25 protein-coding genes and 1 tRNA gene are annotated in these 25163 nt (G+C 38.4%); 19 read left to right on the top strand and 7 right to left on the bottom strand.

Features of this window, described 5'->3' with window-relative positions; genetic code table 11:
* Positions 1-19: 19 nt before the first annotated feature.
* A complete protein-coding gene (locus I2F23_RS04660) occupies positions 20-352 on the bottom strand; it encodes a DUF4124 domain-containing protein (RefSeq protein WP_195771402.1) in 333 nt (110 codons plus the stop codon).
* A gap of 489 nt (positions 353-841) precedes the next feature.
* Between I2F23_RS04660 and I2F23_RS04655 the strand changes: the two genes are divergently transcribed.
* The 15 genes from I2F23_RS04655 (at position 842) to I2F23_RS04585 (ending at position 14992) form a co-directional block, all read left to right on the top strand.
* Positions 842-2569: an acetolactate synthase 3 large subunit gene (locus tag I2F23_RS04655; protein ID WP_195771401.1), complete on the top strand. Its 1728-nt coding sequence runs from the start codon at positions 842-844 to the stop codon at positions 2567-2569.
* The gene (gene ilvN / locus I2F23_RS04650; RefSeq protein ID WP_195771400.1) at positions 2566-3057 is read left to right on the top strand and encodes an acetolactate synthase small subunit; all 492 of its coding nucleotides are present in this window, start codon (positions 2566-2568) and stop codon (positions 3055-3057) included. The genes I2F23_RS04655 and ilvN overlap by 4 nt, the downstream gene beginning before the upstream one ends.
* Before the next feature lie 34 nt (positions 3058-3091).
* A complete protein-coding gene (gene ilvC, locus I2F23_RS04645) occupies positions 3092-4108 on the top strand; it encodes a ketol-acid reductoisomerase (protein WP_195771399.1) in 1017 nt (338 codons plus the stop codon).
* Positions 4109-4257: 149 nt separating this feature from the next.
* Positions 4258-4809 carry a phosphatase PAP2 family protein gene (locus I2F23_RS04640; protein ID WP_195771398.1) on the top strand — a complete coding sequence of 184 codons (552 nt, stop codon included), beginning with the start codon at positions 4258-4260 and terminating at the stop codon, positions 4807-4809.
* A gap of 80 nt (positions 4810-4889) precedes the next feature.
* The gene (iscX, locus tag I2F23_RS04635) at positions 4890-5090 is read left to right on the top strand and encodes a Fe-S cluster assembly protein IscX (RefSeq protein WP_195771397.1); all 201 of its coding nucleotides are present in this window, start codon (positions 4890-4892) and stop codon (positions 5088-5090) included.
* Between the two features lie 105 nt (positions 5091-5195).
* Complete coding sequence (gene ndk, locus I2F23_RS04630; protein WP_195771396.1) at positions 5196-5627, top strand: nucleoside-diphosphate kinase; 432 nt, start codon at positions 5196-5198, stop codon at positions 5625-5627.
* Between the two features lie 119 nt (positions 5628-5746).
* The gene (gene rlmN, locus I2F23_RS04625) at positions 5747-6976 is read left to right on the top strand and encodes a 23S rRNA (adenine(2503)-C(2))-methyltransferase RlmN (protein ID WP_195771395.1); all 1230 of its coding nucleotides are present in this window, start codon (positions 5747-5749) and stop codon (positions 6974-6976) included.
* A gap of 29 nt (positions 6977-7005) precedes the next feature.
* Positions 7006-7794 (top strand): type IV pilus biogenesis/stability protein PilW, encoded by a 789-nt coding sequence (gene pilW, locus I2F23_RS04620; protein ID WP_407647996.1) that lies wholly within the window; start codon positions 7006-7008, stop codon positions 7792-7794.
* On the top strand, positions 7785-8570 hold the full coding sequence (locus I2F23_RS04615) for a helix-turn-helix domain-containing protein (RefSeq protein WP_195771393.1): 786 nt from the start codon (positions 7785-7787) through the stop codon (positions 8568-8570). Before pilW ends, I2F23_RS04615 begins: the two co-directional genes overlap by 10 nt.
* 22 nt (positions 8571-8592) lie before the next feature.
* Positions 8593-9711 (top strand): flavodoxin-dependent (E)-4-hydroxy-3-methylbut-2-enyl-diphosphate synthase, encoded by a 1119-nt coding sequence (ispG, locus tag I2F23_RS04610; RefSeq protein WP_195771392.1) that lies wholly within the window; start codon positions 8593-8595, stop codon positions 9709-9711.
* Entirely contained in the window at positions 9708-10997 is a 1290-nt protein-coding gene (gene hisS, locus I2F23_RS04605; protein ID WP_195771391.1) for a histidine--tRNA ligase, read from the top strand. The genes ispG and hisS overlap by 4 nt, the downstream gene beginning before the upstream one ends.
* A 34-nt stretch (positions 10998-11031) precedes the next feature.
* Positions 11032-11739, top strand: coding sequence for a YfgM family protein (locus I2F23_RS04600; protein WP_195771390.1), 708 nt, complete (start codon positions 11032-11034; stop codon positions 11737-11739).
* Positions 11740-12894, top strand: a complete 1155-nt coding sequence (gene bamB, locus I2F23_RS04595) for an outer membrane protein assembly factor BamB (RefSeq protein ID WP_195771389.1) — start codon at positions 11740-11742, stop codon at positions 12892-12894.
* 3 nt (positions 12895-12897) lie between these two features.
* Entirely contained in the window at positions 12898-14307 is a 1410-nt protein-coding gene (gene der / locus I2F23_RS04590; RefSeq protein ID WP_195771388.1) for a ribosome biogenesis GTPase Der, read from the top strand.
* A 64-nt stretch (positions 14308-14371) separates the two neighbouring features.
* Entirely contained in the window at positions 14372-14992 is a 621-nt protein-coding gene (locus I2F23_RS04585) for a 4'-phosphopantetheinyl transferase family protein (RefSeq protein ID WP_195771387.1), read from the top strand.
* 39 nt (positions 14993-15031) lie between these two features.
* Here the strand turns inward: I2F23_RS04585 and secF are convergent, their stop codons facing one another.
* From secF to queA, 5 genes are all read right to left on the bottom strand, one after another.
* Positions 15032-16003, bottom strand: a complete 972-nt coding sequence (gene secF / locus I2F23_RS04580; protein ID WP_195771386.1) for a protein translocase subunit SecF — start codon at positions 16001-16003, stop codon at positions 15032-15034.
* A gap of 10 nt (positions 16004-16013) precedes the next feature.
* Complete coding sequence (secD, locus tag I2F23_RS04575) at positions 16014-17915, bottom strand: protein translocase subunit SecD (RefSeq protein ID WP_195771385.1); 1902 nt, start codon at positions 17913-17915, stop codon at positions 16014-16016.
* 55 nt (positions 17916-17970) lie between these two features.
* Positions 17971-18300, bottom strand: coding sequence for a preprotein translocase subunit YajC (yajC, locus tag I2F23_RS04570; RefSeq protein ID WP_195771384.1), 330 nt, complete (start codon positions 18298-18300; stop codon positions 17971-17973).
* Between the two features lie 89 nt (positions 18301-18389).
* Positions 18390-19517: a tRNA guanosine(34) transglycosylase Tgt gene (tgt, locus tag I2F23_RS04565; protein WP_195771383.1), complete on the bottom strand. Its 1128-nt coding sequence runs from the start codon at positions 19515-19517 to the stop codon at positions 18390-18392.
* Between the two features lie 250 nt (positions 19518-19767).
* Positions 19768-20805 (bottom strand): tRNA preQ1(34) S-adenosylmethionine ribosyltransferase-isomerase QueA, encoded by a 1038-nt coding sequence (gene queA, locus I2F23_RS04560; protein WP_195771382.1) that lies wholly within the window; start codon positions 20803-20805, stop codon positions 19768-19770.
* A gap of 159 nt (positions 20806-20964) precedes the next feature.
* Between queA and I2F23_RS04555 the strand changes: the two genes are divergently transcribed.
* Both I2F23_RS04555 and I2F23_RS04550 read left to right on the top strand, forming a co-directional pair.
* Positions 20965-21051, top strand: a tRNA-Leu gene (locus tag I2F23_RS04555).
* Between the two features lie 127 nt (positions 21052-21178).
* The gene (locus tag I2F23_RS04550) at positions 21179-21691 is read left to right on the top strand and encodes a GNAT family N-acetyltransferase (RefSeq protein WP_195771381.1); all 513 of its coding nucleotides are present in this window, start codon (positions 21179-21181) and stop codon (positions 21689-21691) included.
* 11 nt (positions 21692-21702) lie between these two features.
* Here I2F23_RS04550 and I2F23_RS04545 read toward each other — a convergent pair whose 3' ends face one another.
* Positions 21703-22659: an AraC family transcriptional regulator gene (locus tag I2F23_RS04545; RefSeq protein ID WP_195771380.1), complete on the bottom strand. Its 957-nt coding sequence runs from the start codon at positions 22657-22659 to the stop codon at positions 21703-21705.
* Between the two features lie 176 nt (positions 22660-22835).
* On the opposite strand from I2F23_RS04545, the gene I2F23_RS04540 reads away from it, so the two are divergent.
* Both I2F23_RS04540 and I2F23_RS04535 read left to right on the top strand, forming a co-directional pair.
* Positions 22836-23840 (top strand): carbon-nitrogen hydrolase family protein, encoded by a 1005-nt coding sequence (locus I2F23_RS04540; protein ID WP_195771379.1) that lies wholly within the window; start codon positions 22836-22838, stop codon positions 23838-23840.
* A 3-nt stretch (positions 23841-23843) separates the two neighbouring features.
* Positions 23844-24902, top strand: coding sequence for a phenylacetaldoxime dehydratase family protein (locus I2F23_RS04535; RefSeq protein WP_195771378.1), 1059 nt, complete (start codon positions 23844-23846; stop codon positions 24900-24902).
* Positions 24903-25163: the final 261 nt, after the last annotated feature.

The following is a 25163-nucleotide window of genomic DNA, read 5'->3' as shown; positions in this document are numbered from 1 at the left end:
ATTCACCAATGAATTATAGTTACCTTGGTGGTAACTCGGACTCATCTCCATTATTTTCAGGAATAGGTTGTGTCATCGGCATAGGTGCAGGAGCATGAGGGTCATTCGGCACATACGCATTGTTATTGTTACTCGCATTGGAGTCACTGCTTTGGGTGTATGGACTGTTGTAAGTTTTAACAACACCCTGACTTGCAATACCTTTTTGCTTCGGCGGTGGTGTGGTTGTGTAATGCGTAGAACCACTGGCATCTGTCCATTTATAAAAATTTTGTGCATGAGAAGCTATTGGAGCGATACATACAGTCGCTATAGACGCGAGATGTATCATTTTTTTAAAACTCAAAATCATTTTTTCGCCTTTTGTGTGATGTAATGCTCATATTAATATAAATGGATTATGTGACAATGGGAAAAAATTTCTTTTAAATTTCTTTTTGAAATAAAAAGTATCGAAATGTGTTTGAAAGCTATCCAAGATGGTAGAGATTTTCTTGATATTGCAGATTCTGAGATAAGAATTACGAAAAAATAGCAGAAGTCTTGACATTTCATGCTGAAAAAACAAGAATGCTCAATATATCTACTTCATTTGACCACCCTTCAAATAAAGTAGTAGCAATGGGCATGCGCTCTAGCCGAGTTGTTATGTTTAGAAAAAAACGATGTTTATCCCAGCATGTTTTGTCAGGTTTCGTGTGTAAAAAACCACATTGAATCTTCTTTTCTCCTATTGCAAGATTAATCGTTAAAGCTGTGTTATAAAGAAGCACAGTGAGTGTAAAAATTAAAAGTGCTATATGTCTCCCATATGGTACGAAAAACAATAGGGTGAATCACGTTGGAACTTCTTTCTGGTGGTGAAATGCTCGTTCGCGCGCTTGCGGACGAGGGTGTTGAGCAGGTTTTTGGTTACCCAGGCGGTGCCGTACTGCATATCTATGATGCACTTTTTAGACAAGATAAAATTCAGCATTACTTGGTCCGTCATGAGCAAGCAGCAGGCCATATGGCAGATGCCTATGCTCGTGTTACAGGAAAAACAGGTGTAGTGCTTGTTACGTCTGGACCTGGTGCAACAAATACAGTTACACCAATTGCAACTGCATATATGGATTCTATTCCAATGGTGGTCCTATCTGGACAAGTGGCGTCACATCTTATTGGTGAAGATGCTTTCCAAGAGACAGATATGGTGGGTGTGTCTAGACCAATTGTAAAACATAGTTTTCAAGTGCGTCATGCAAGTGAAATTCCTGAAATTATTAAAAAAGCATTTTACATTGCCTCAAGTGGACGCCCGGGCCCTGTTGTTATTGATATTCCAAAAGACGCAACGAATCCAGTAGATAAGTTTGCCTATGAATATCCTGACAAGGTGAAAATGCGCTCTTATCAGCCACCGAGTCGTGGTCATGCTGGACAAATTCGTAAGGCTGTAGATGAGTTAATTAGTGCCAAACGCCCTGTAATTTATACAGGTGGTGGTTTGGTACAAGGCAATGGCTCTGAATTATTGACCGAAATTGCACACCTTTTAAACTATCCTGTAACCAGTACATTAATGGGGTTGGGTGGTTTTGATGGTACAGACGATCAATTCCTAGGAATGCTAGGAATGCATGGAACATATGAAGCCAATATGGCAATGCATAATGCAGATGTTATTTTTGCAATAGGCGCACGCTTCGATGACCGTGTAACGAATAGCCCTGCAAGATTCTGTCCAAATGCAAAAATTATTCATATTGATATTGATCCTGCATCGATTTCAAAAACAATTTTGGCACATGTTCCTATTGTTGGCGCTGTTGAGCCTGTATTACAAGAAATGCTTGCGCAGTTAAAGCAGTTAGATGTATCGAAGCCAAATGCAGATGTTATTTCTGATTGGTGGAAGCAAATTAATGAGTGGCGTGACCACCATGGTTTAAAATATACACCTGCTGTCAATAATTTGATTAAGCCACAGCAAGCGATTGAAGCTTTATATAAAGTCACTCATGGCGATGCCATCATTACTTCTGATGTTGGGCAACATCAAATGTTTAGTGCGATGTATTACAAATACAAGCGTCCACGTCAATGGGTAAACTCTGGCGGTTTGGGGACTATGGGTGTAGGTTTACCTTATGCAATGGGTGCTAAACTTGCGCATCCAGATCAGCAAGTGGTTTGTGTAACAGGTGATGGCTCAATTCAAATGTGTATTCAAGAGCTATCTACATGTAAGCAATATGGCTTAAATGTAAAAATCTTATGCTTGAATAACGGCTCATTGGGTATGGTTCGTCAGTGGCAAGACATGAATTACGAAGGTCGTCATTCGCAATCATATGTTGAATCGTTACCAGATTTTCCTAAACTCATGGAAGCATATGGTCATGTTGCAATTACGATTAATCATGCAGATGAGCTTGAAGAAAAACTAGCAGAAGCAATGGCTATTAATGATAAGTGTGTGTTTATTAATGTCATGGTAGAACACTCTGAGCATGTATATCCAATGCAAATTCCAGGTCAAGCAATGAAAGATATGTGGCTGGCTAAGGGAGAGCGTACGTCATGAGACATATTATTTCTGTTTTAATTGAAAATGAGTCGGGCGCACTTTCTCGTTTGGTTGGTTTATTTAGTCAACGTGGATATAACATTGAAACGTTAAACGTTGCACCGACTGAAGATGAAACATTATCACGTCTTACGCTGACCACTTATGGCGATGATCATAAAATTGAGCAGATTACAAAGCAGTTGAATAAACTGATTGAAGTGGTCAAAGTTGTGGCATTAAGTGAAAGTGCACATATTGAACGTGAACTTATGCTCATTAAGGTAAAGGCATCGGGTATTGCACGTGATGAAATCAAGCGAACAGCAGATATTTTCCGTGCCAGTATTATTGACGTGACTCCAACAACCTACACCGTACAAATTGTAGGTACAGCCGAAAAACTTGATGGTTTCATGGATGCTTTGGCCGAAAATACAATTTTAGAAGTAGTGCGTTCTGGTGTATCTGGAATTGCACGTGGCGAAAAAGTTTTAAGTATTTAATTAAATTAAGAAAGATTTTTACTGGAGATAACAAATGCAAATTTTTTATGATAAAGACTGTGACTTGTCAATCATTCAAGGCAAAAAAGTAGCAATTATTGGATATGGTTCACAAGGTCATGCGCATGCTTTAAACCTTAAAGACTCTGGCGTAGAAGTTACTGTAGGTTTACGTGCGAATTCTGCATCATGGAAAAAAGCAGAAGGTGCTGGCTTAAAAGTAGCTGAAGTACCAGAAGCTGTAAAAGGTGCAGATCTTGTAATGATCTTAACACCAGATGAGTTCCAGTCTCAGCTTTACCGTGATGTGATTGAACCGAATATCAAAGAAGGTGCAACACTTGCATTTGCACATGGTTTTGCTGTGTTATATAACCAAGTTGTACCACGTAAAGACCTAGACGTAATTATGATTGCGCCAAAAGCACCTGGTCATACTGTACGTTCAGAATTCCAGCGTGGTTCTGGTGTTCCAGATCTTATTGCAATTCATCAAGATGCTTCTGGTAATGCACGTAACGTTGCACTTTCTTATGCTTCAGGCGTAGGTGGTGGTCGTACAGGTATTATTGAAACTTCATTCCGTGAAGAAACAGAAACTGATCTTTTCGGTGAGCAAGCTGTACTTTGTGGCGGTGCAGTTGAACTTGTAAAAGCAGGCTTTGAAACATTAGTTGAAGCAGGCTATTCACCAGAAATGGCATACTTTGAATGCTTACATGAGTTGAAATTAATTGTAGACTTAATGTTCGAGGGTGGTATTGCAGATATGAACTACTCAGTATCAAATAATGCTGAGTATGGTGAATATGTAACAGGCCCTGAAGTGATTAATGATCAATCACGTGAAGCAATGCGTAATGCACTTAAACGTATTCAGTCTGGCGAATATGCGAAAATGTTTATTCAAGAAGGTGCTTTAAACTACCCATCTATGACTGCACGTCGTCGTCAAAATGCAGCACATGGTATTGAAGTAACTGGTGGAAAACTACGTGCAATGATGCCATGGATTAAAGCAAATAAAATTATTGATAAAGATAAAAACTAATTTATCTTTTGAATAAAAAAAGCCTTACTTTACCGTGGGGCTTTTTTTATGGTATTCATAATGGTGTCATGCTTTAACGATAAGTTGAGTGGTGAAAATAATTAATAATATTGATCGCTTGAAATTAGAAAAATGGTTTGGGGGCAATCGTGATGTTACAAGATCTAAAAATAAGAATGCTCGCGCTTGATTTAAAAGGTTGTATTTATTTAAATCAATTTTCTCAGGTCAAGGCTGTGGCAAAATTTTTTAAAGTGATAAGCCGCTTGGGAGATGGAGGTTTTTGGTATGCCATGATGTTTCTTGTTTGGTATATGCAATCAACCAGTTATTTATTCCAAATACTTTATTTAATGGTAGCAAGTAGTTGCGCAACGCTTTTATATAAACTACTTAAGCACAAAACGACACGGCCTAGACCTTACCAAGTGCATCAGGTCATTGTATTGGGAGAACGGCCCTTAGACCATTTTAGTTTTCCATCGGGTCATACCTTACATGCAGTTTTATCGACCATTGTCTTGGGGTATATTCAGCCTATTTTGTTATTCTTTATGATGCCATTTACTTTGTGTGTTGCATTATCGCGCATGGTGTTGGGGTTACATTATCCGAGTGATGTTTTGGTAGGTGCAATTTTAGGTACAGTCTTAGCTATAGCAGTTATTCACTTGTCGTTTCATTTAAATATTTTGTTATAGAAAAATAAGTGATCATGAATTCCGTCTGATTTTTTTGTTAAAGTAGCTTAAGTTTAAATTTTTGAATCTAGGAAGTAGTTATGGCTTTACGTTGGACAGATACTATTGATATTGCAATTGAGCTTTCAGAAGCACATCCAGAGGTAGACCCGCAGTGGGTAAGATTTACAGATTTACATGCATGGATTTGTGCTTTGCCTGAGTTTGGTGATGATCCCAATAAATCTACAGAGGGCTTACTTGAAGCGATTCAAATGGCTTGGATTGATGAAGCAGACTAAAAAACACATAAAAAACTAGACTTTTATAGATTCAAAGCTGATTATTTCGGCTGACACCGCTATAATGCGGAAAATTTTTTTCACCTCTTGTTTAAGGAGCCAATCATGGCAATTGAACGTACGTTATCAATCGTAAAACCTGACGCAGTTGCAAAAAACCACATCGGTGATATTTTTGCACGTTTTGAAAAAGCTGGTCTTAAAGTTGTTGCAACAAAAATGAAGCATTTGTCTAAAGCTGAAGCTGAAGGTTTCTATGCTGAGCACAAAGAGCGCGGTTTCTTTGGCGATCTAGTTGCATTTATGACTTCTGGTCCTGTTGTAGTATCTGTTCTTGAAGGTGAAAATGCTGTATTAGCTCACCGTGATATCTTAGGTGCAACAAACCCTAAAGAAGCTGCTGAAGGTACAATTCGTGCAGATTTTGCTGTAAGCATCGATGAAAATGCTGCTCACGGTTCTGACTCTGTAGAATCTGCTGCGCGTGAAGTTTCTTACTTCTTCGCACAAACAGAAGTGTGCCCACGTACACGTTAATTCGTCGGCCACTTCAAACCAGATAAGTGTTATAATGCTTATCTGGTTTTTTATGCTTTACATTTTTGCTTGAAAAGCATTCTCTTTTTTTCTCTTTCGACATTATTTAGGTAATATACATGGCTCATGAAGCAGTTAGTTCATCGTCTGTTACGGGTGAACACCATAACGCCACATCTCAGCCTGAGAATACAACCCCAAAAGTTAATCTCATGGGTATGTCGAGGGCAGAATTAGAGACGTTTTTTGAAAGTCTAGGCGAGAAAAAGTTTCGTGCTGGGCAGGTCATGAAATGGATTCACCAGTATTTTGTAACTGATTTTGCAGAAATGACAAATATTTCTGGGAAACTGCGTGAAAAATTAGAACGTATTAGTGAAATTAAAGCCCCTGAGGTTGTACACAGAAACTATTCTAAAGATGGTACCCGTAAATGGGTTTTCCGCGTGGGAGACGGGGCGGGTTCACTGGTAGAAACTGTGCTTATTCCAGCCGATGATAAAACTGGGGCAAGAAAAACATTATGTATTTCTTCACAAGTGGGTTGCGCCCTTGACTGTTCTTTTTGTTCTACAGGGAAGCAAGGTTTCCAGCGCGATTTAACACCAGATGAAATTATTGGACAACTTTGGGTTGCAAATCAGTCTTATATGGAAGATGTAGCACTTGCTGATCGTACACGTTCTGTAACGAATGTTGTGATGATGGGTATGGGTGAGCCATTATTAAATTTCAAACCTGTGGTTAAAGCAATGTCTCTTATGTTGGATGATTTTGCTTATGGGATGTCTAAACGCCGTGTAACTTTGTCTACCTCGGGTGTTGTACCCATGATGGATAAACTGTCAGAGGAACTTGATGTTGCATTGGCTATTTCGTTGCATGCACCTAACGATGCTTTGCGTAACGAGCTTGTGCCTATTAATAAAAAGTATCCTTTAGCGCAACTTATTGGCGCTGCACAGCGTTATATTCGCAAAGATGGTAACGAAAGTGCACGTAAACACGTCACAATCGAGTATGTCATGCTAGATGGTGTAAACGATCACGCTGAACATGCACAACAACTTATACAATTATTGAAAGATTTACCAAGTAAAATAAATTTAATTCCGTTTAACCCGTTCCCTCATGCACCTTATGGGCGTTCTAGCAGAAATAGAATTATTGCTTTTCAAAAGGCTTTATCTGATGCTGGTTTTGTATGTACAATTCGTCAAACGCGTGGTGATGATATTGACGCAGCATGTGGGCAACTCGTTGGACAGGTCGCGGATCGAACGCGTCGTGCAGAGCAATGGAAAAAGAAAATTGCACAGCAAGGCGAAATTATTCGATCTCAAGGATAAAATAATGTAGAGGCAAGTGCGTGAAAAAAATATCATCATATGCAGTTGTGGGGCTAATTTTAAGTTTAACCTTACAGGGGTGCCAGACCACCCAAAGCAATTTGAAGCAAGATCCTAAAAAATCTGCTGAAGTAAGAACACAAATTGCAGCAGAGTATATTCGTTCTGGCGATTTGGATGCAGCAAAACGGTCTTTAGATGAGGCATTACAAAAAGATGACCGTGATGCAACTGCAAATATGATGATGGGTGTGTTATTACAACAAGAAGGTAGTCCAAGTAACCTTGAAAAAGCAGATCGTTACTTTAAAAGAGCAATTTCTTTAAATTCAACAGATGCGCAAATTCGTAATAACTATGGTCGTTATCTTTACCAATTGGGTCGCTATAATGAGGCAGAGAAGCAATTACAAATTGCGGGCTCTACATTAGGTTATGATCAAAGAGCCATGGCCTTAGAAAATCTTGGACAAACCTATTTGCGTTTGGGGAATACAACTGCTGCTGAGCAGGCTTTCATGAGTGCACTAAGAGCTGATCAGAGTTCGCCTGTTGCTTTGGTAGAATTGGCAGAAATTATGTATCAGCGCCAACAATATAATACGGCTTCAGATTTTTATGAGGGCTATGTACGCATTGTTGGTAGCAAAAATCAAAGTGCTCAAGCACTTTGGGTTGGAATTCGCATTGCGCGTGCGAATGGTGATAATATGAGTATGCAGATCTTGGTGAATCAGTTGCGCGCATTATATCCTGATAGCCAAGAATATCAGCGTTATTTGAAATTACAGTACAGTACTGAGGCGGTATGGAAGTAAATCCAAATTCACAACAATCGGCAGGTAAGCAGTCGACTCCGAATACATTAGGTAATGTCCAACGTCCTGGTGAATACTTACGCCATGTTCGCCTAAATAAAAAGTATGACTTATCTTCTATTGCGCAAGCGCTTAATATTCCATTGCGTACGATTGAAGCTTTAGAGAAAGATGATTATAAATCATTGCCTGAGCCTGCCTTTATTAAAGGATATTATCGTAGTTATGCCAAACATTTAGATGTAGATGCTTCGACAATTATTCAAAGATTTGATGAAATTTATCAAAATGATACGGGGCTGCAAGCACACCATGGGTTAAAAGACTCTCCAATAAAAATTATGGGGAAACTTTCTGGTTCTAATAAAGAAAGAAGTCGTAAATGGTTAAAGCGTGTTGTCATACTTGTTGTTGTGTTATTGGTGGCATGGTTAATTATTGCTGGTATTCAAAATTGGATGGCAAAGAAGAAACAAGCGCAACCTGCAAATGCACAATCTAACGTACAAGTGATTTCAGTCGATCAAGGCGGAGCTATATCTGGCGATCGTTTAGAACTTCATATTTCTCGTCCAACATCTTTAAATATTGTCGATTCGACAGGAAAAGTATTGGCGACTGGTCGTCAAGCTGAAAGTTTAAATTTGACAGGACAGACACCATTTCAAATTCGTTTGAACGATGCTGATGCAGTGTCATTAAAATTAAATGGTGAACCTATTTCATTGTCTCCATATACGGTAAATGGTAAAGCAGATTTCCGTTTATCACGTTAAAAGACAAAGTTGAGCAGTAATAATGATAGTAAACCCGATTAAGCGTCGCCCAACCCGAAAAATACGTGTTGGTTCCGTCTATGTTGGTGGTGATGCACCGATTAGTGTTCAAAGTATGACCAATACTGAAACATGTGATGTAGATGCAACTGTCGCACAGATTCAGCGTTGCGCACAAGCTGGTGCAGATATCATGCGTGTGTCTGTGCCTTCTATGGAAGCTGCTCGTGCTTTTGGTGAAATTCGAAAACAAGTGAATGTACCACTGGTTGCAGATATTCATTTTGACTATAAGATTGCGTTAGCGGTTGCTGATTACGGGGTGGATTGTTTAAGAATTAATCCAGGAAATATTGGTTCTGAACAAAAAATTAGAGAAGTTGTTGCTGCTGCGAAACATCATGGCATTTCTATGCGTATAGGTGTAAATGCGGGTTCACTTGAAAAAGACTTACAAAAAAAATATGGTGAACCGACAGGCGAAGCCTTACTTGAATCTGCTTTACGTCATATAGATATTTTAGATCGTCTAAACTTTCATGAGTTTAAAGTAAGCGTAAAAGCATCAAATGTATTTTTAACCCTTGATGCCTATCGACTTCTCTCACAACAGATTGATAATCCTCTGCACTTAGGTGTGACTGAAGCAGGTATTTACCGTACAGGTACTGTCAAATCAGCCATTGCGCTAGGCGGATTGCTACTTGATGGTATTGGCGACACAATGCGTATTTCTTTGGCAGCAGAGCCAGAAGAAGAAATAAAAATCGGGTTTGATATTTTAAAATCGCTCAGCTTACGTTCAAATGGTATTAACTTTATTGCGTGTCCAAGTTGTTCACGTCAGGAGTTTAATGTCATTAAGGTCATGCAATCTCTTGAGGAACGTTTAGAAGATATTCGTACGCCTATGGATGTGTCGGTCATTGGTTGTAAAGTAAACGGTCCAGGCGAAGCAAAAGAGGCAGATATTGGGGTAGTTGGTGCAAGCCCGCGTTCACTTGTTTATCGTAACGGTGATAAAAGCCATCTCATCGATACCAACCATTTGGTCGATGAAATCGAAACGATGGTTCGCCAACGTGTTAAAGAGCTTGAAAAAGCAAAATCAAAAGAAATTATTCGTAGTTCATCATCATGAGTTCAATTGTTGCAATTAAAGGTTTTAACGATATTCTTCCAACACAAACGCCTGCATGGCGACGTTTGGAGCATCATTTAGCATCATTAATGGATGCATACGGTTACCAACAAATTCGTTTGCCAATTGTCGAGCAAACAGGGTTATTTAAGCGTGCAATTGGTGATGCAACAGATATTGTTGAAAAGGAAATGTATACCTTTTTAGACAAAGGTAATCCACCAGAATCGTTGACTCTACGCCCTGAAGGTACAGCAGGCTGTGTTCGTGCCATGCTTGAGCATAACTTACTTCGTGGTGCGACACCTCGCGTATGGTATGTCGGCCCAATGTTTCGTTATGAAAAGCCTCAAAAAGGTCGTTATCGTCAATTTCACCAGTTTGGTGTGGAAACATTTGGTGTTGCAACACCTGACATTGAAGCAGAATTAATACTCATGACAGCGCGTTTGTGGAAACAAATGGGTGTGCTAGATAAAGTACAACTTGAGTTGAATACTTTGGGTGAAATGGATGAGCGTACAGCTTATCGTAATGCATTAGTTGAGTTTCTTACAGAGCATCAAGCTGATCTTGATGAAGACTCTAAACGTCGTTTAAGCACAAATCCTCTACGTATTTTAGATTCGAAAGATGAAAAAACTCAGAAAATTTTAGAAAATGCACCAAAATTGCATGACTTTATGCAAGAAGAAAGTATGGTGCATTTTAATCAACTAAAAGAATACCTCTCGGATGCAGGAATTTCTTTTGTTGTGAATCAAAAGCTTGTACGTGGATTAGACTACTATAATAAGACTGTTTTTGAATGGACAACCACAGCACTAGGTTCGCAAGGAACAGTATGTGCAGGTGGTCGTTACGATGGCCTTGTTGGACAACTTAAAGGTAAGGCAAATCAATCTGTACCAGCTGTTGGTTTTGCAATGGGTATGGAGCGTCTTCTATTATTGTTAGAGCAAGTAGAAGAAGTGAAAGCTGTTCGTGATTGTGAAGTCTTCTTAGTGGCTGATCCAAAATATCAAGGTAAGGCACTTGTTTTGGCAGAAAAACTAAGAAATGAGTTAGAGGCTGTAGGTTCAACTATTCGCTTAAAAGTAGGCTCTCAAGGTAGTATGAAAAGCCAAATGAAAAAAGCAGATCAATCTGGTGCGACATTTGCAATGATTCTAGGAGAGCGTGAATATGAAGCTGGAAATGTAGCTTTTAAAACACTTGCAAATGCTGAACAAACAGAGATTGAAATTTCAGAAATTACTTCGTTTATTCTGAAACAGTTTTCTTAATTTATCTTATCTAATTTAGTGAAGGAACCGTCAGATGAGTAGTGCACTAACAGAAGAAGAGCAACTCGACAATTTAAAATCACTGACAAAAAAATATGGTTCAGCAGTTGTTAGTGGAGTACTCATTGCATTAATTGCGTTTTTTGGCTGGAACTATTGGCAGAAAAAGCAACTTGTAACAGGGCAAAATGAAACAGCTCGCGTACAACAACTGATGGATCAAGCACAATCTGCTTCATTGACAGATAAAAATGCAATGATAGGTCTTGTTACCTCTGCAGATGCAATTGTGAATAATGGACCAGATACTGCACAAGCATTACAAGCAGAATTGGTGATTGCTAAGGCTTATACTGACCGTAGTGATTATGCATCTGCTGAACGTGCATTGAAAAAAGTACAAAGCGCTAAGGTTTCAGATGAAGGATTGATTGCGTTGGTCAATTTACATCTTGCATACGCACAAATTGCCCAAAACAAATATGATGAAGCAGTAAAAACTCTTGATTTAATCAAGTTGCCATCATTTAAGTCGACGGTAGATGAAGCACGTGGCGATGTTTTTGTTTATAAAAATGATATAAATAACGCACGTACTGCTTATCAAAGCGCATGGAAAGAAGCTGTTGAACATAAACAGCAACCTCAAATTTTACGCACTAAACTGGAAAGTGTTGGCATTTTGGTAGATGATCCAGATATCGAAAGTCCAATTTTGAAAACACAAGCGGATGACTCTTAAATGAATAAAAGATTTAAAATACCTTTTGTGCTGACTCTTGTTGCTGCCGCTCTTGTGGGTTGCTCAAGCAATAAACCAAAAGTAGAAAAAATTAAACCTAATCCTCTTCCTAAGCTTGTTCAAGCAAAAACATTACATCAGGTTTTTTCTGAACATGTTTCTGCAACCAATAAATATGATCCTCTACGTTTACAAATTGCTGTAGATAATGGAACTTTATTTTTGATTGATCCGAACAAAGATACAGTTGAAGCTTTTCAAGGCAATAAACGTCTTTGGGCAACACGTATTGCTAAGCATGAGACTCTAAGTGCTGGTGCCGTAGCAGATAGTGGTATGGTTATTGTGGGTAATCAAAAAGGTCAACTTTTTGCTTTGGACCAAGCAACAGGAACAGTAAAGTGGACCAGCCAATTATCTGGCCCGATTATTACACCATCGCATATTCAACAAGGCCGTGTGATTACAGTAACTAATGATGGAAATGTGTATGCACATGACATTTCTTCTGGTCAACAGCTTTGGACTTATCGTTTACCAACAGTCACTTTAAGCTTACGTGGACAAGCTGCACCAACACAATTGGATCCAAATACGGTACTGATTGGAACAGCAAATGCCTATGTATATGGCATAGATGTTGTAAGTGGTATTCCTCGTCTGCAACGTCGTGTTTCCGTTGCTGAAGGTTCAACAGATGTACAACGCTTGAACGATATCGATGGCGATCCTGTTATGATGGGTCAGTTTATGGTGACGACAAGCTATCAAGGACAAGTAACTGTCACAGACTTGCAGCAACAACAGGTTGTTTGGAGTGATAATGTCAGCAGTAATAAACGTCCACAAGTGACTCAAGATGCTGTATATGTCACTACAATGGATGGTAAAATTATTGCTTATGGCTTGTTGACAGGTGAGAAGTTGTGGGAAAATGATCAGCTTCTACATCGTAATTTAAGTAACCCTGTATTATTTGGCTCTGACCTTGTGGTTGGAGATTTTGATGGTGCATTAAGCTTAATTGATCCAAGTACAGGGAAAATTATTGGTCGCTCAATGACAAAAGGTGATGTGACGTCATTACGTGTTATTGATAACCAACTCTATGTTTCAACTCAAAAAGGCGCTTTAAGCGTTTGGCAGAATCGTTAATTTATGAAACCCGTAATTGCGCTGATTGGGCGTCCAAATGTCGGAAAATCGACATTATTTAACCAAATCACTAAAAGCCGTGATGCTCTTGTGGCTGACTTTGCTGGTCTAACTCGTGACCGCAAATATGGCGATGCTGTATATCAAAATAAATCATTTATTGTGGTAGACACAGGTGGTATTGGTGAAAGTGAACAAGGCATAGATAGCTACATGGCTGAGCAGTCCAAAACTGCTATTCATGAAGCAGATATGATTGTTTTTGTCGTAGATGCGCGTGCGGGTTTATTGGCTTCTGATGAGCAAATTGCAAGAGATTTGCGTACACTTGGCAAAAAAGTTTTCTTAGTTGCCAATAAAGTTGATGGTGTACATGCAGAAGCGGCTGTCGTTGAGTTTTATAAGCTTGGTTTAGGCGAACCTATCCATGTTGCAGCTAGCCACGGTCGTGGTGTTGCGCAAATGCTAGAAGACATTTTAGTAGATGTACCTGAAGACGAAAGCTCAGAAGTCTTAGACAAACACACAGGTTTACGTTTAGCTGTTATTGGTCGTCCAAACGTTGGTAAATCGACGCTCGTAAATCGTCTTTTAGGTGAAGACCGTGTTGTTGTATATGATATGCCGGGAACAACACGTGATTCCGTTTATATTCCTTATGAGCGCAATGAGCGTAAATATACACTGATTGATACCGCTGGTGTACGACGTAAGGGTAAGGTAGACGAAACGATTGAGAAATTCTCAATTGTGAAAACCTTACAAGCGATTAAAGATGCACATGTGATTGTTGCTGTAATTGATGCACGAGAAGGTATCGTTGAGCAAGATTTACATCTTATTGGCTATGCTTTACAAGCAGGCCGAGCTTTAGTAATTGCGATTAATAAATGGGACAATATGTCCGAATATGATCGTAAGCAAGTAAAATTAGATGTAGAAAGACGTTTCGACTTTATCCCTTGGGCAAAAATCCACCTTATTTCTGCTTTACATGGCACGGGAGTAGGGGATCTTTATCCATCAATCCATCGTGCTTATGAATCTGCGAATTTAAAAGTTTCACCATCAAAACTGACTCAGATCTTAAATGATGCCACAGATCAACATCAGCCACCACAGATTCAAGGTCGTCGTATTAAAATGCGTTATGCGCATATGGGTGGACAAAATCCACCAACGATCGTCATTCATGGGAACAAAGTAGATAAAACGCCTGCAGATTATCGTCGTTATCTAGAGAATATTTTCCGTAAGGTTTATAAACTTGAAGGAACGCCAGTTAAAATTGAATTTAAGACTTCAGAAAACCCATTTGAAGGCCGTAAGTCACAATTAGATGAGCGAACTGCTGCACGTCGTCGTCGTTATGTGCAAAAATTCAAGAAAGCTGAGAAAAAATATAAGCGTTAATTTTCTTATATTTTAAAAGCCAAGCATATGCTTGGCTTTTTCATTTAATTGGTAGACTGAAAATATGCAGACACAGATATTTATTCATTATTTTAAACTTGATGAGCTATTATCTATAAATAGTACAACAGCGATAAAGGCTTTAACTAAAGTAGAAAAGCAATTAATTCAACAACAACGTAACTTATATTTAAGTTATTTCCTAAAATCTGACTTACCACTTAATATTACGGAAGATGAATATGGTAAGCCTTATGCTGTAGACCATCCAAATTTAAGTTTTAATCAATCACACAGTCAAGCCTATTACGCCCTAGCATATACGAATACAGCGACGTCTATTGGAATAGATATCGAAGATTTCTCAAGAAAGATTAATATGGATGCTTTAGCAAAAAGATACTTTCATGCTGAAGAAATAAAAAAATGGGAAGCATCTGGGAAAGATAAAATGTTTTGGCTTAAGGTCTGGACGACAAAAGAGGCTGTACTTAAAGCACATGGTTTAGGTATACGTTTAAGCCTAAAAACAATTAATACAAATATAGATGATAAAAGAGATTTTAGTCTGATTCATCATGAACAGCTTGGTACTTTTCGTTACCATTGCTTCCAAATGGATTCCTCTATATTAACTATTGCATATAAAGATATTGGTGCGAACGCTAAGATTATATTTAAATAAAAACAGCACCATAAGGTGCTGTTTTTATAATAATTGAGATTATGGAATGTTGTGATGTTCTTCATCAAATTCTGGTTTAACTTGTACAATGAAGTCTTGGCGATTTAAGCCTCTCCAAAGTGCAAATGCTGTACCAATATAAATAGATGAGTAAGTACCAACGAAGATACCAACGAACATTGCAACAGAGAACCAATGTAGGCCATCACCACCGAGAATCATCATAGACACAACCACTAAAGTTAATGTCATTGATGTATGTACAGTACGACGTAATGTTTCTGTGAGTGCAATATCTATAATTTCACGTGGTGAAGCACCACGAATTTTTCTGAAGTTCTCACGGATACGGTCAGATACAACAATGTTATCGTTGAGTGAGAACCCGATTACAGCAAGTACAGCAGCAAGTACAGTTAAATCGAAAGGCCATTGCATGAGTGCAAAGAAGCCAAGAATAGCGATAATATCGTGAAATAACGACAAAATAGCACCCATAGCGATTTTAAACTCGAAGCGTATTGTTACGTAAATAAGCATTAGTGCAAGTGCAAGTGCAACAGCACCCGCAGAGCGTACATAAAGCTCATTACCGACTTGACCACCTACAGAATCTACTTTATGCAACGTTGCTACATTATTCGGTACTTGTATCGCTTTAGTCAGAGCAGCATTAAGGTCTTCAACTTTGACATCTTGTACAGGCATGCGAATGAGTAAGTCGCTACTACTTCCTAATGTTTGTACAACGGTATGCTTGAATCCAGAAGATTCTAGCGATTTCACAACCTGATCTTGATCAACTGCTTTTTGATAAGTCACTTCGGCTGCAATACCACCTGTGAAATCTAAACCAAGATTTAATCCTTTTGTACAAATGAAGAAGATACTTGCAAGCGTAATTAAAATAGAAATGATTGCTGCTGGTTTAGCAATCTTCATAAATGGAATAATACGCTCGTTGTCTGGTCTGCCGTATTGCTTTTCAGATTGTTGAGTTACTTGGGTCATAGGTGTCTCCTTATATACTCAACTTCTGTAAGTTACGACGTTTGCCATAAATGAGTTGGACAATTGCACGTGTTACAGTAATTGCTGTAAACATTGAGCAAACGATACCAATCATAAGTGTAACGGCAAATCCTTTAATTGGACCTGAACCAATTGCGAACAGAATAAAAGCAACAATAAATGTTGTTAAATTCGAGTCGAAAATGGTGTTATAGGCACGATCATAACCCGCAACAATCGCTTGCTTCGGTGAAGCGCCCCATTTCATTTCCTCTCGAATACGTTCACAAATAAGAACGTTTGCATCGACCGCCATACCAATGGTAATGACAATACCAGCAATACCAGGAAGGGTAAGGGAAGCGCCAATCCAAGACATAATAGTAAGAATCATGGCTAGGTTAAAAACCAATGCAAAGTTTGCAATTAAACCAAATAAACGGAAGAAAACGATCATCCACAATGCTACGAGAATAAAGCCAACCTCAGTAGACAAAATGCCTTTATCGATATTTTCTTGTCCAAGACTTGGACCAACCACACGTTCTTCAACAAAGTACATCGGTGCAGCGAGCGCGCCTGAACGAAGCATTAATGAAAGCTCAGCTGCTTCTTGTGGTGAACTTAAGCCCGTAATACGGAATTGTGAACCCAATACTTGTTGAATGGTTGCTGCATTAATTACAACTGCTTCAGTATATGGCGTACGTACTTCTGTTTGAGCGCCTGTTGTTGGGTCAGCTACATAGGTAATACGTTGTTTATTCTCAATGAACAATACAGCCATACGTTTGCCAACAGCACTACGGGTCGCATCTGACATGAGCTTACCACCAGCACTATCGAGCGTGATGTTTACTTCAGCACCGCCAGAATCTTGACTTAAGCCAGAAGATGCATTTTGAACACGTTCACCTGTTAAAATACGATTACGCTGTAATAAAATTTGGCGACCGCTATTTAACGATTGATAAGCAAAAAGTTCTGTACCTGCTGGAAGTGGCTGACCATTATATTTGCCCGTATAGGCATCAATAAATTGATCATTCTGATTTGCAACAAGACGGAATTCTAAGTTTGCTGTGCGTCCAAGTACACGTTTTGCTTCTGCAGTATCTTGTACACCTGGTAATTCAACCACAATACGGTTGCTACCTTCAGTTTGTACTACAGCTTCGGCAACACCAAGTTCATTAATACGGTTACGTAACGTTGTTAAGTTTTGATTAACCGCATAGGATTGAATTTCTTGACGACGTGTATCTGTATACGTTAGGCGTAATGTTGGACCTGCATCTGTTGCAAGTGCTTGCTGAGAAAATTCATTGCCATTACGGCGTAAGAACCCCATCGCATTATCGCGATCTGTATTGTCTGTAAATTGCACAGTAATAACATTATTATTTAAGCTTAAATTGTTAAATTTAATATTATTATCACGGAATTGACGACGTAAATCAGTCGTAGATGTTTCCATACGTTGTGCAATCGCTTTGTCCATATCTACTTCAAGTAGAAAATGAACACCGCCACGAAGATCGAGACCGAGCTTCATTGGCTTAGCACCAATTTTTTGTAACCACAATGGTGTTGTTGGTGCAAGGTTAAGTGCGACAACGTAGTTTTCACCAAGACCACGACGTAAAGCATCTTGTGCTTTTAATTGAGCACTTGAGTTGCTTACACGTAATAAAGCAGCATTATTGGTAAAGCTGTTATCGTGGCTTGCGATTTGTTCACTTTGTAAAATTTGCTCTGCTTTTTGTAAGATAGACTGGTCAATTGTTGTACCAGCCTTCGCTCCCGAGATCTGAACAGCAGGTTCATCTGGGTACAAACTTGGCAGTGCGTATAATGTACTAATCACTAGAACAAAGATGATTAGTAAATATTTCCATGCAGGGTAACGCATTTGCTATCTTCTTAATATGAGAAAGTCGTGCATTTGCACGACTTGAAATAAAAAATTAAAGACTATTTAAAGTACCTTCTGGTAAAACTGAAATCACGCTTGAGCGTTGAATTTTAATGTTTACACCACGGCTAAGTTCAACCACAGCATAGTCACCGTCAATTTTTGTAATACGACCCATCAGACCGCCTGCAAAAACCACTTCACTGCCTTCACCTAAACTTTCAATGAGGGCACGATGCTCTTTGGCACGTTTAGATTGTGGACGCCAAATTAAAAAGTAAAAAATTGCAACAAAGACAACAATCATACCAATATTGGCAATCATACTTGGTTGCTGTGCAGCGCCTTCAGCGGCGTGAGCAGTAGAAATAAACAGGCTCATTTAAATTTCCTAAATAATAAAATCAAAAAAGATACTTGATTACTTGAGCAATGTACCTTGTCTTGGCATTGAGCGCAAATGTATAAAGATTACTCAGCAGGACAAGGAGGAACTTCTAAACCACGGCGTGTATAAAAGTCTTCTACAAAGGCATCAAATGTTCCTTCATCAAGTGCGTGGCGCATGGTTTCCGTTAAGCGTAAGTAATAACGTAAGTTATGTATTGTGCCCAACATAGAAGCCAACATTTCACCACACTTCTCTAAATGGTATAAATATGCACGTGTAAAGTTTTTGCATGTATAGCAATCACAATGAGGGTCTAGAGGCCCTTGGTCGTGACGGTATCGGCTATTACGAATACGTACTAAACCATCTGTTACAAAGTAGTGTCCATTACGTGCATTTCGTGTTGGCATCACACAGTCAAACATATCTACACCACGACGAACTGCCTCGACGATATCTTCTGGTTTTCCAACACCCATTAAATAACGTGGTTTATCTTCAGGCATTTTACTTGGTAAGTAATCTAAGACTTTAATCATTTCATCTTTAGGTTCACCAACAGAGAGGCCACCAATGGCATAGCCATCGAAACCAATGTCGAGCAAACCTTTTAAAGATTCATCACGTAAGTCTTCATACATACCGCCTTGGATAATTCCAAAGAGTGCATTCGGGTTGCCATTGTTCGTGTGTGCCGTTTTACAACGTTTCGCCCAACGCAGACTTAACTGTAAAGATTGTTGTGCTTGTTCATGGGTCGCTGGGTAAGGTGTACACTCATCAAAAATCATCACAATATCTGAATTAAGTGTTTGCTGAATTTCCATTGAAATTTCAGGCGATAAGAAGACTTTAGAACCATCAATCGGAGATCTGAAAGTAACACCTTCTTCTTTAATTTTACGCATTGCGCCTAAGCTAAATACTTGGAAACCGCCTGAATCAGTTAAAATGGGTTTATTCCATTTCATAAATTCATGTAGTCCACCATGTTCTTTAATGACCTCTAGACCAGGGCGTAGATAAAGATGGAAGGTATTTCCTAAAATAATTTGGGCACTAATTTCTTCAATATCGCGAGGAAGCATCCCTTTGACTGTGCCATAAGTACCTACTGGCATAAATACAGGTGTCTCAACTACACCATGTTCAAGTGTTAAGCGGCCACGACGGGCACGACCTGACTGACCTAACTTTTCAAACTTCATATGTCATCCGAATCGAGGCGAAAAAACAGTTCGCTGATACTGAGTGCCTAAGCACTTCTTTAAAAGTGATCTATTTTCCTAAATTATGCCTGTAGATGCCACCTTTTATTCAGGTGTTTTGTAAGGAAGTCTATGTTTTTTTCAAAGATTTATTCTGAGTGATTTGGTTTAAAGAAGGGGTTTGTGGATCATGATCATGAATAATACGATCAAAATAGGGTTATATCTCACGTGATATAACCCTGTATATTTAGGTTGTTGCTTGATCAATAAGCATAGCATCGCCATAACTAAAGAAACGGTATTTTGCGAGAACAGCATGCTGATACGCTTTAAGAATATTCTCACGACAAGATAGAGCCGAAACAAGCATTAATAAGGTGGATTCTGGTAAATGGAAGTTGGTAATTAAACGATCCACAACACAAAATGTATAGCCCGGATAAATGAATATTTGAGTATCACCTGTCCAAGCATTGAGTTCTCCGCCATGTGCCTGTGCAGCACTTTCCACTGCACGAGTTGCTGTTGTACCTACAGAAATAACTTTATTGCCACGTGCTTTGGTTGCTTGAATAAGTGCAACAGTTTCTGAAGAAACTTGGCACCATTCACTATGCATAATATGATTTTCAATATCAGTGGTACGTACAGGTAGAAATGTGCCTGCACCAACATGCAAGGTAACAAAAGCTTTTTGAATCCCTTTTTTCTCTAACATTTCAAGTAATGCATCGTCAAAGTGCAAGCTTGCGGTAGGCGCTGCAACACTTGCTAGTTTTGTCGGGTCGTTAAATACGGTTTGATAGCGTTCCGTATCAATCTCTTCGGCTTCTCTATTGAAGTAAGGAGGAATTGGTAGCTGTCCATATAAATCGAGTACCGTTAAAATAGGCTGTGAAAATTCTACGATGTAAAGGTTTTCATGACGACCTTTAACAGTAACAGGTACGGCACCTGCTCCGATAAATAAGGTCGTTTCAGGCTTTGGAGAGTTGCTTGCTTTAATATGACAGTGTGCAACAAATTCATCTTGCATACGTTCTACCAGTACTTCGACAGCACCACCACTTTCACGTTTACCTTTAAGGCGTGCTTTCATAACTTTAGTATCGTTTAATACAAGTAAGTCACCTTCGTTGAGTAAATTTACAATATCTGTAAATTGATGATCGTGATAATTACCTGAAGCATCTACATGTAATAGACGTGAGGCACTACGTTGTTCAAGTGGGTAACGGGCAATAAGCTCATCTGGAAGGTCAAAGTTAAAATCTGAGAGTTGCATAGTCATCATTAAAGCGGTTTTTATGTATTATAAACATTTTCTCTTTTAAGCATACAAAGGCTTTAAACTGTATGTGGTTTAAAAACCACCACTCTGAACGTAAATAGATTGACAATGTAAAGAAAGTGCGTAATATACACATAACAACCCCATACTCTTCCCGAGGTGGTGAAATTGGTAGACGCGGTGGATTCAAAATCCACTATCAGAGATGATGTGTCGGTTCGAGTCCGACCCTCGGGACCAAGTCTTACATTCGTAAGCTACTCTAAATTATATTAATACCCTCATAATTATTTCATCTGGCTACTTCTAAAAATTTATATTTTGCTTAAACTACTTCTACCTTCATGGCAGTAGTGAGTCATTTTTTATGACCAGTTTTCAAGTGATACGTTGTACATTCGAACAGCACGGTAAACGTATATTAGAAATATTTAATGATGCAATTTTAAATTCGACAGCTTTGTATGAATACAAAGAACGCACCTTACAAGATGTAGAAAAGTGGTTCGAGCTTAAGCGAAGTATGCAGTTTCCTGTGATTGGTCTTGAAAATGAACATGGGATCTTAATGGGTTTTGTTACTTATGGCGCTTTTAGAAATTTTCCTGCGTATGTACATACTGTAGAACATTCGGTTTATATTCATAAAGAGTTTAGGGGCTGTGGGTTAGGTCGTAAGCTCATGGAAGAAATTATTCAAGAAGCGAAGAAAAACAATATCCACGTTATGATTGGTGGTATAGATGCGCAAAATGAAGGCAGTATTCGCTTGCATGAAAAATTAGGGTTTCGTCTGGTTGGTACTTTGCCAGAAGTCGGATTCAAATTTGATCGTTGGTTAGATTTAGCATTTTATCAACTTATTTTATCAAATCCTTAGCCACTCGAAACCTAAGTATTTAGTGGACGAACTTCTGATGGAGTAAGTCCATATAATTTTTTAAATTCTCTGGAAAAATAAGACAAATCGTTAAATCCTGTGTCATATGCCACTTGTTTAACTGCATACATGTCTTTAGGTGTAATTTGCAAAAGTTGTTTAGCATGTCTAAGTCGTTCAGCCAATAAAAATTGACCAAAGGTCATATCTTCCTTTTGAAAAAGTTTACTGATATATCGGGTACTGATTCTAAATGCTTGAGCAACTTCATGAATGTTTAGCTGAGGATCGACATGATTTGCAGTCATATATTGTTTGATATCGTTGAATAAGTAAGAGGTCTTTACTGGATATTGATCTGCGACCATATGGGTCATAAGGTGAAATAGGTGTTCTTCAATCATGTATTGTTGTGGTTCAGTAAATAGCTGGTTTGTAGTAAAAATATCTTGTAAACAGTGTTCATAAAACTGCTGTAAAGGATGATTTTTTCCAAAACTATAACCATATAAGTCTTTAGATATGCCAAAGTTCGCTTCAAAACGTGCTTTTGGAATCGCAACCACAATTTGGTCAAAGGTAGTGTCTAAATTAAGGTTATATTCTTGATCTGTATCATAAAAGACAAATTGCTTTTCTTTGAGGGTAATTTGTTTTTGGTAATAATCTAGTCCCATTTTTCCTTTTAACATAAAGCTCATTAACACGAGATCTTTAGGTGTTTTACGTATTTTTTGTCTGCAACGTTTGACGTGTTGTGATGCACCTTGTACTCGTACAATGGTTAAGTCCGAACATGTACGTGATTCAAGCCTTCCCCAAAATGATTCTGAAGATTCTGTTTGAGAGTCTAAAGGAACAAAAACTTGACTAATGGCATCTTGCCAATAGTCATTACGTTGTTTGAGAACAATATCTCGTGTATCAAAATAACTTGTTTTAATATTATCTAAGCATATCGTTTTCATCGTATATACATCCGAATATTAAGCATTAAAAAATAAGCAAATTTCATACCTAAATTTTAAAAAAACATGCGGTGTTCGCTGTCAGTCAAGTTATCGTTCTTTCTCAGAATACCTCACACATAAAAATTTAAATTATAAAAATAAATAGGCACTTAGCAGACCCATAGGAAACTCAAATGACTCAACAAATTAAAGTTGCATGTGTACAAGCTGCACCCGTATTTATGAATTTGGACGCGACTGTAGATAAAACAGTTCAGCTGATTGAGCAAGCAGCCCAAAATGGTGCAACGCTTATTGCATTTCCTGAAACATGGATTCCTGGATATCCATGGTTCTTATGGCTAGATACACCTATGAAAAATATGCCTCTGGTATATCAGTATCATCAAAACTCATTAGAGTTAGATTCTGAAAAGGCATTCTTAATTCGAGAAGCTGCAAAGCAAAATAATATTTTTGTCGTACTTGGTTTCAGTGAGAAAGACCATGGAAGCTTATATATTTCTCAATGGATTATTGATAATAGAGGAGAAACTGTTTCTACACGCCGTAAATTGAAAGCAACGCATGTTGAACGCACTTTATTTGGAGAAAGTGATGGAAGTTCAATTCGTGTAGATGAAACCTCTTTGGGAAGAATAGGTGCATTGTGTTGTTGGGAACATTTACAACCTTTAGCACGCTATGCCATGTATTCACAGCATGAGCAGATTCATATTGCTGCTTGGCCAAGTTTCTCTTTGTATCAGCCACATATGGGGTCTATTGGTCCTGAAGTAAACATTGCTGCATCTCGACTTTATGCGGCTGAAGGTCAATGTTTTGTAATCTCGCCATGTGCAATTGTGTCTAAAGAGATGCAAGATTTGATGTGCGATACTGATGAAAAAAGAGAGTTACTTAAACTCGGCGGCGGTCATGCACGTATTTTTGGACCAGATGGGAAAGATTTAGTTGAACCTCTGGCTGAAGATGAAGAGGGGCTTCTATATGCAACATTAGATTTGAATCTGATTACCCTTGCAAAAACGGCTGCAGATCCTGTAGGGCATTACTCTAGACCAGACGTATTCCAACTTGTTTTTAATAAAACAGCAACGAAGCGAGTGATTAAAAAACAAAACTATGCACTTGAGTCAGACATGATTATTGATGAATTAGAGGCGATGGAGAGTTAATTTGTGGAATCGGCTATTCCTAGAGACTTACAGGAGAAGCGTACATGTCCACATCATAAGGCAGATAAAGAGTATCTGCCTCCATTTCCTGCATGGACATCTCGCTTTGAAAATAATGCAGAACAATTTGTGGTGGTCTACTTTGCAATTCAGTCTTTGCAAAGCATTCATTTTGATGAGCATCGAAAAGTGACCCAATATTTTCAGAAAAATCATCTGCCTGAATATTGGGTTCCATCCACTTATAGAGATCATCTTGGGTTTTATCATCTGGTTGTGACAATGTACTGGTCATCCACTCAAGTATTTGAAGCATGGTTTAGATCTTCTGGCTTTGAAGTATGGTGGAAAGATAAAGAGCGTGAAGCGGAGTGTTGTGGTTACTTTCTTGAGGTTTATTATCCCAAAATTTCCGAGTTCGAAATGATTTTCTCAGATCCTAAGACACCAGAAGGGTTGGCACATCTTGCAAAGGGAATGAGTGGTGAGATTCAAGAGCATGGATATTATGGAAGTATGAGAGATCGATTACCTATAGCGCAAACTCATTTATTGCAAGCAGAAAGTATTACTACAGAAAGTAGAATTCAGGTGAGTAAGAAAAGAATACAGATTAAAGGTAAGGAAAACTTAAGTTTAATTCGCTCTGGGCAGGACTGGAGTCATACGGTTGGTAATGAAAGAAATATTTATTTAAAGCATGTAGAGCCGATTCTGCGTCATGGTATGAATTTTTTAGCCCATGATGGAAAGAAAGAGGGATGTCTGAGTTGTCGATATATGCGTGTGTTAGATAAAGATACAGGCGACGAAATTGACAAGACGTTTGGGCTGGCACATTTTAAGGATTTAAAACATTTAGAGAACTGGGCGAAGTCTCATGAAACACATACTGCAATTTTTGCAGAGTTTATGTCGTATGTTAGGGAAATGCAGTTTAATATCTCTTTAAAACTCTTTCATGAAGTCATGGTATTGCCTGCAAAGTCTCAATATTATGAATATATTGCGTGCCATTCTAAGACAGGAATGCTGCAAGATGAGAGGTCGTTTATTCAATAGATCTGATAGGCTCAATACGAGCCTATTTTTATGTGAAATTTTAATTAATTCTTAGGTTTTATTTACAATTCAGGTTATGATTTTGAACCGTTGAGTCAAATGCTTTATTTATTTGCCGTTAATTCGATACATGATTGTTATTTTGAATTGTTATCATTGGAATATTGAATCATCAATTTATAATGTAAACCTTTCATTTGTATTGCTTATTATCAAAAACACATAAGTTACTTAATTTAATTCATTTTTTTATAAATGTGT

The sequence above is a fragment of the Acinetobacter pollinis genome, assembly GCF_015627175.1.
GTDB classification, from domain to species: Bacteria; Pseudomonadota; Gammaproteobacteria; order Pseudomonadales; family Moraxellaceae; genus Acinetobacter; species Acinetobacter pollinis.
This window is presented reverse-complemented; position numbering and strand designations above follow the sequence as displayed.

Coding starts and splice junctions, on each gene's coding strand:
- I2F23_RS04585 (WP_195771387.1), top strand. CDS start 14,372: ATGCAGACACAGATATTTATTCATTATTTTAAACTTGATGAGCTATTA.
- secF (WP_195771386.1), bottom strand. CDS start 16,003: ATGACCCAAGTAACTCAACAATCTGAAAAGCAATACGGCAGACCAGAC.
- I2F23_RS04660 (WP_195771402.1), bottom strand. CDS start 352: ATGATTTTGAGTTTTAAAAAAATGATACATCTCGCGTCTATAGCGACT.
- iscX (WP_195771397.1), top strand. CDS start 4,890: ATGGCTTTACGTTGGACAGATACTATTGATATTGCAATTGAGCTTTCA.
- I2F23_RS04550 (WP_195771381.1), top strand. CDS start 21,179: ATGACCAGTTTTCAAGTGATACGTTGTACATTCGAACAGCACGGTAAA.
- rlmN (WP_195771395.1), top strand. CDS start 5,747: ATGGCTCATGAAGCAGTTAGTTCATCGTCTGTTACGGGTGAACACCAT.
- ndk (WP_195771396.1), top strand. CDS start 5,196: ATGGCAATTGAACGTACGTTATCAATCGTAAAACCTGACGCAGTTGCA.
- queA (WP_195771382.1), bottom strand. CDS start 20,805: ATGCAACTCTCAGATTTTAACTTTGACCTTCCAGATGAGCTTATTGCC.
- der (WP_195771388.1), top strand. CDS start 12,898: ATGAAACCCGTAATTGCGCTGATTGGGCGTCCAAATGTCGGAAAATCG.
- ispG (WP_195771392.1), top strand. CDS start 8,593: ATGATAGTAAACCCGATTAAGCGTCGCCCAACCCGAAAAATACGTGTT.
- I2F23_RS04540 (WP_195771379.1), top strand. CDS start 22,836: ATGACTCAACAAATTAAAGTTGCATGTGTACAAGCTGCACCCGTATTT.
- hisS (WP_195771391.1), top strand. CDS start 9,708: ATGAGTTCAATTGTTGCAATTAAAGGTTTTAACGATATTCTTCCAACA.
- yajC (WP_195771384.1), bottom strand. CDS start 18,300: ATGAGCCTGTTTATTTCTACTGCTCACGCCGCTGAAGGCGCTGCACAG.
- bamB (WP_195771389.1), top strand. CDS start 11,740: ATGAATAAAAGATTTAAAATACCTTTTGTGCTGACTCTTGTTGCTGCC.
- I2F23_RS04615 (WP_195771393.1), top strand. CDS start 7,785: ATGGAAGTAAATCCAAATTCACAACAATCGGCAGGTAAGCAGTCGACT.
- ilvN (WP_195771400.1), top strand. CDS start 2,566: ATGAGACATATTATTTCTGTTTTAATTGAAAATGAGTCGGGCGCACTT.
- I2F23_RS04600 (WP_195771390.1), top strand. CDS start 11,032: ATGAGTAGTGCACTAACAGAAGAAGAGCAACTCGACAATTTAAAATCA.
- secD (WP_195771385.1), bottom strand. CDS start 17,915: ATGCGTTACCCTGCATGGAAATATTTACTAATCATCTTTGTTCTAGTG.
- ilvC (WP_195771399.1), top strand. CDS start 3,092: ATGCAAATTTTTTATGATAAAGACTGTGACTTGTCAATCATTCAAGGC.
- I2F23_RS04545 (WP_195771380.1), bottom strand. CDS start 22,659: ATGAAAACGATATGCTTAGATAATATTAAAACAAGTTATTTTGATACA.
- tgt (WP_195771383.1), bottom strand. CDS start 19,517: ATGAAGTTTGAAAAGTTAGGTCAGTCAGGTCGTGCCCGTCGTGGCCGC.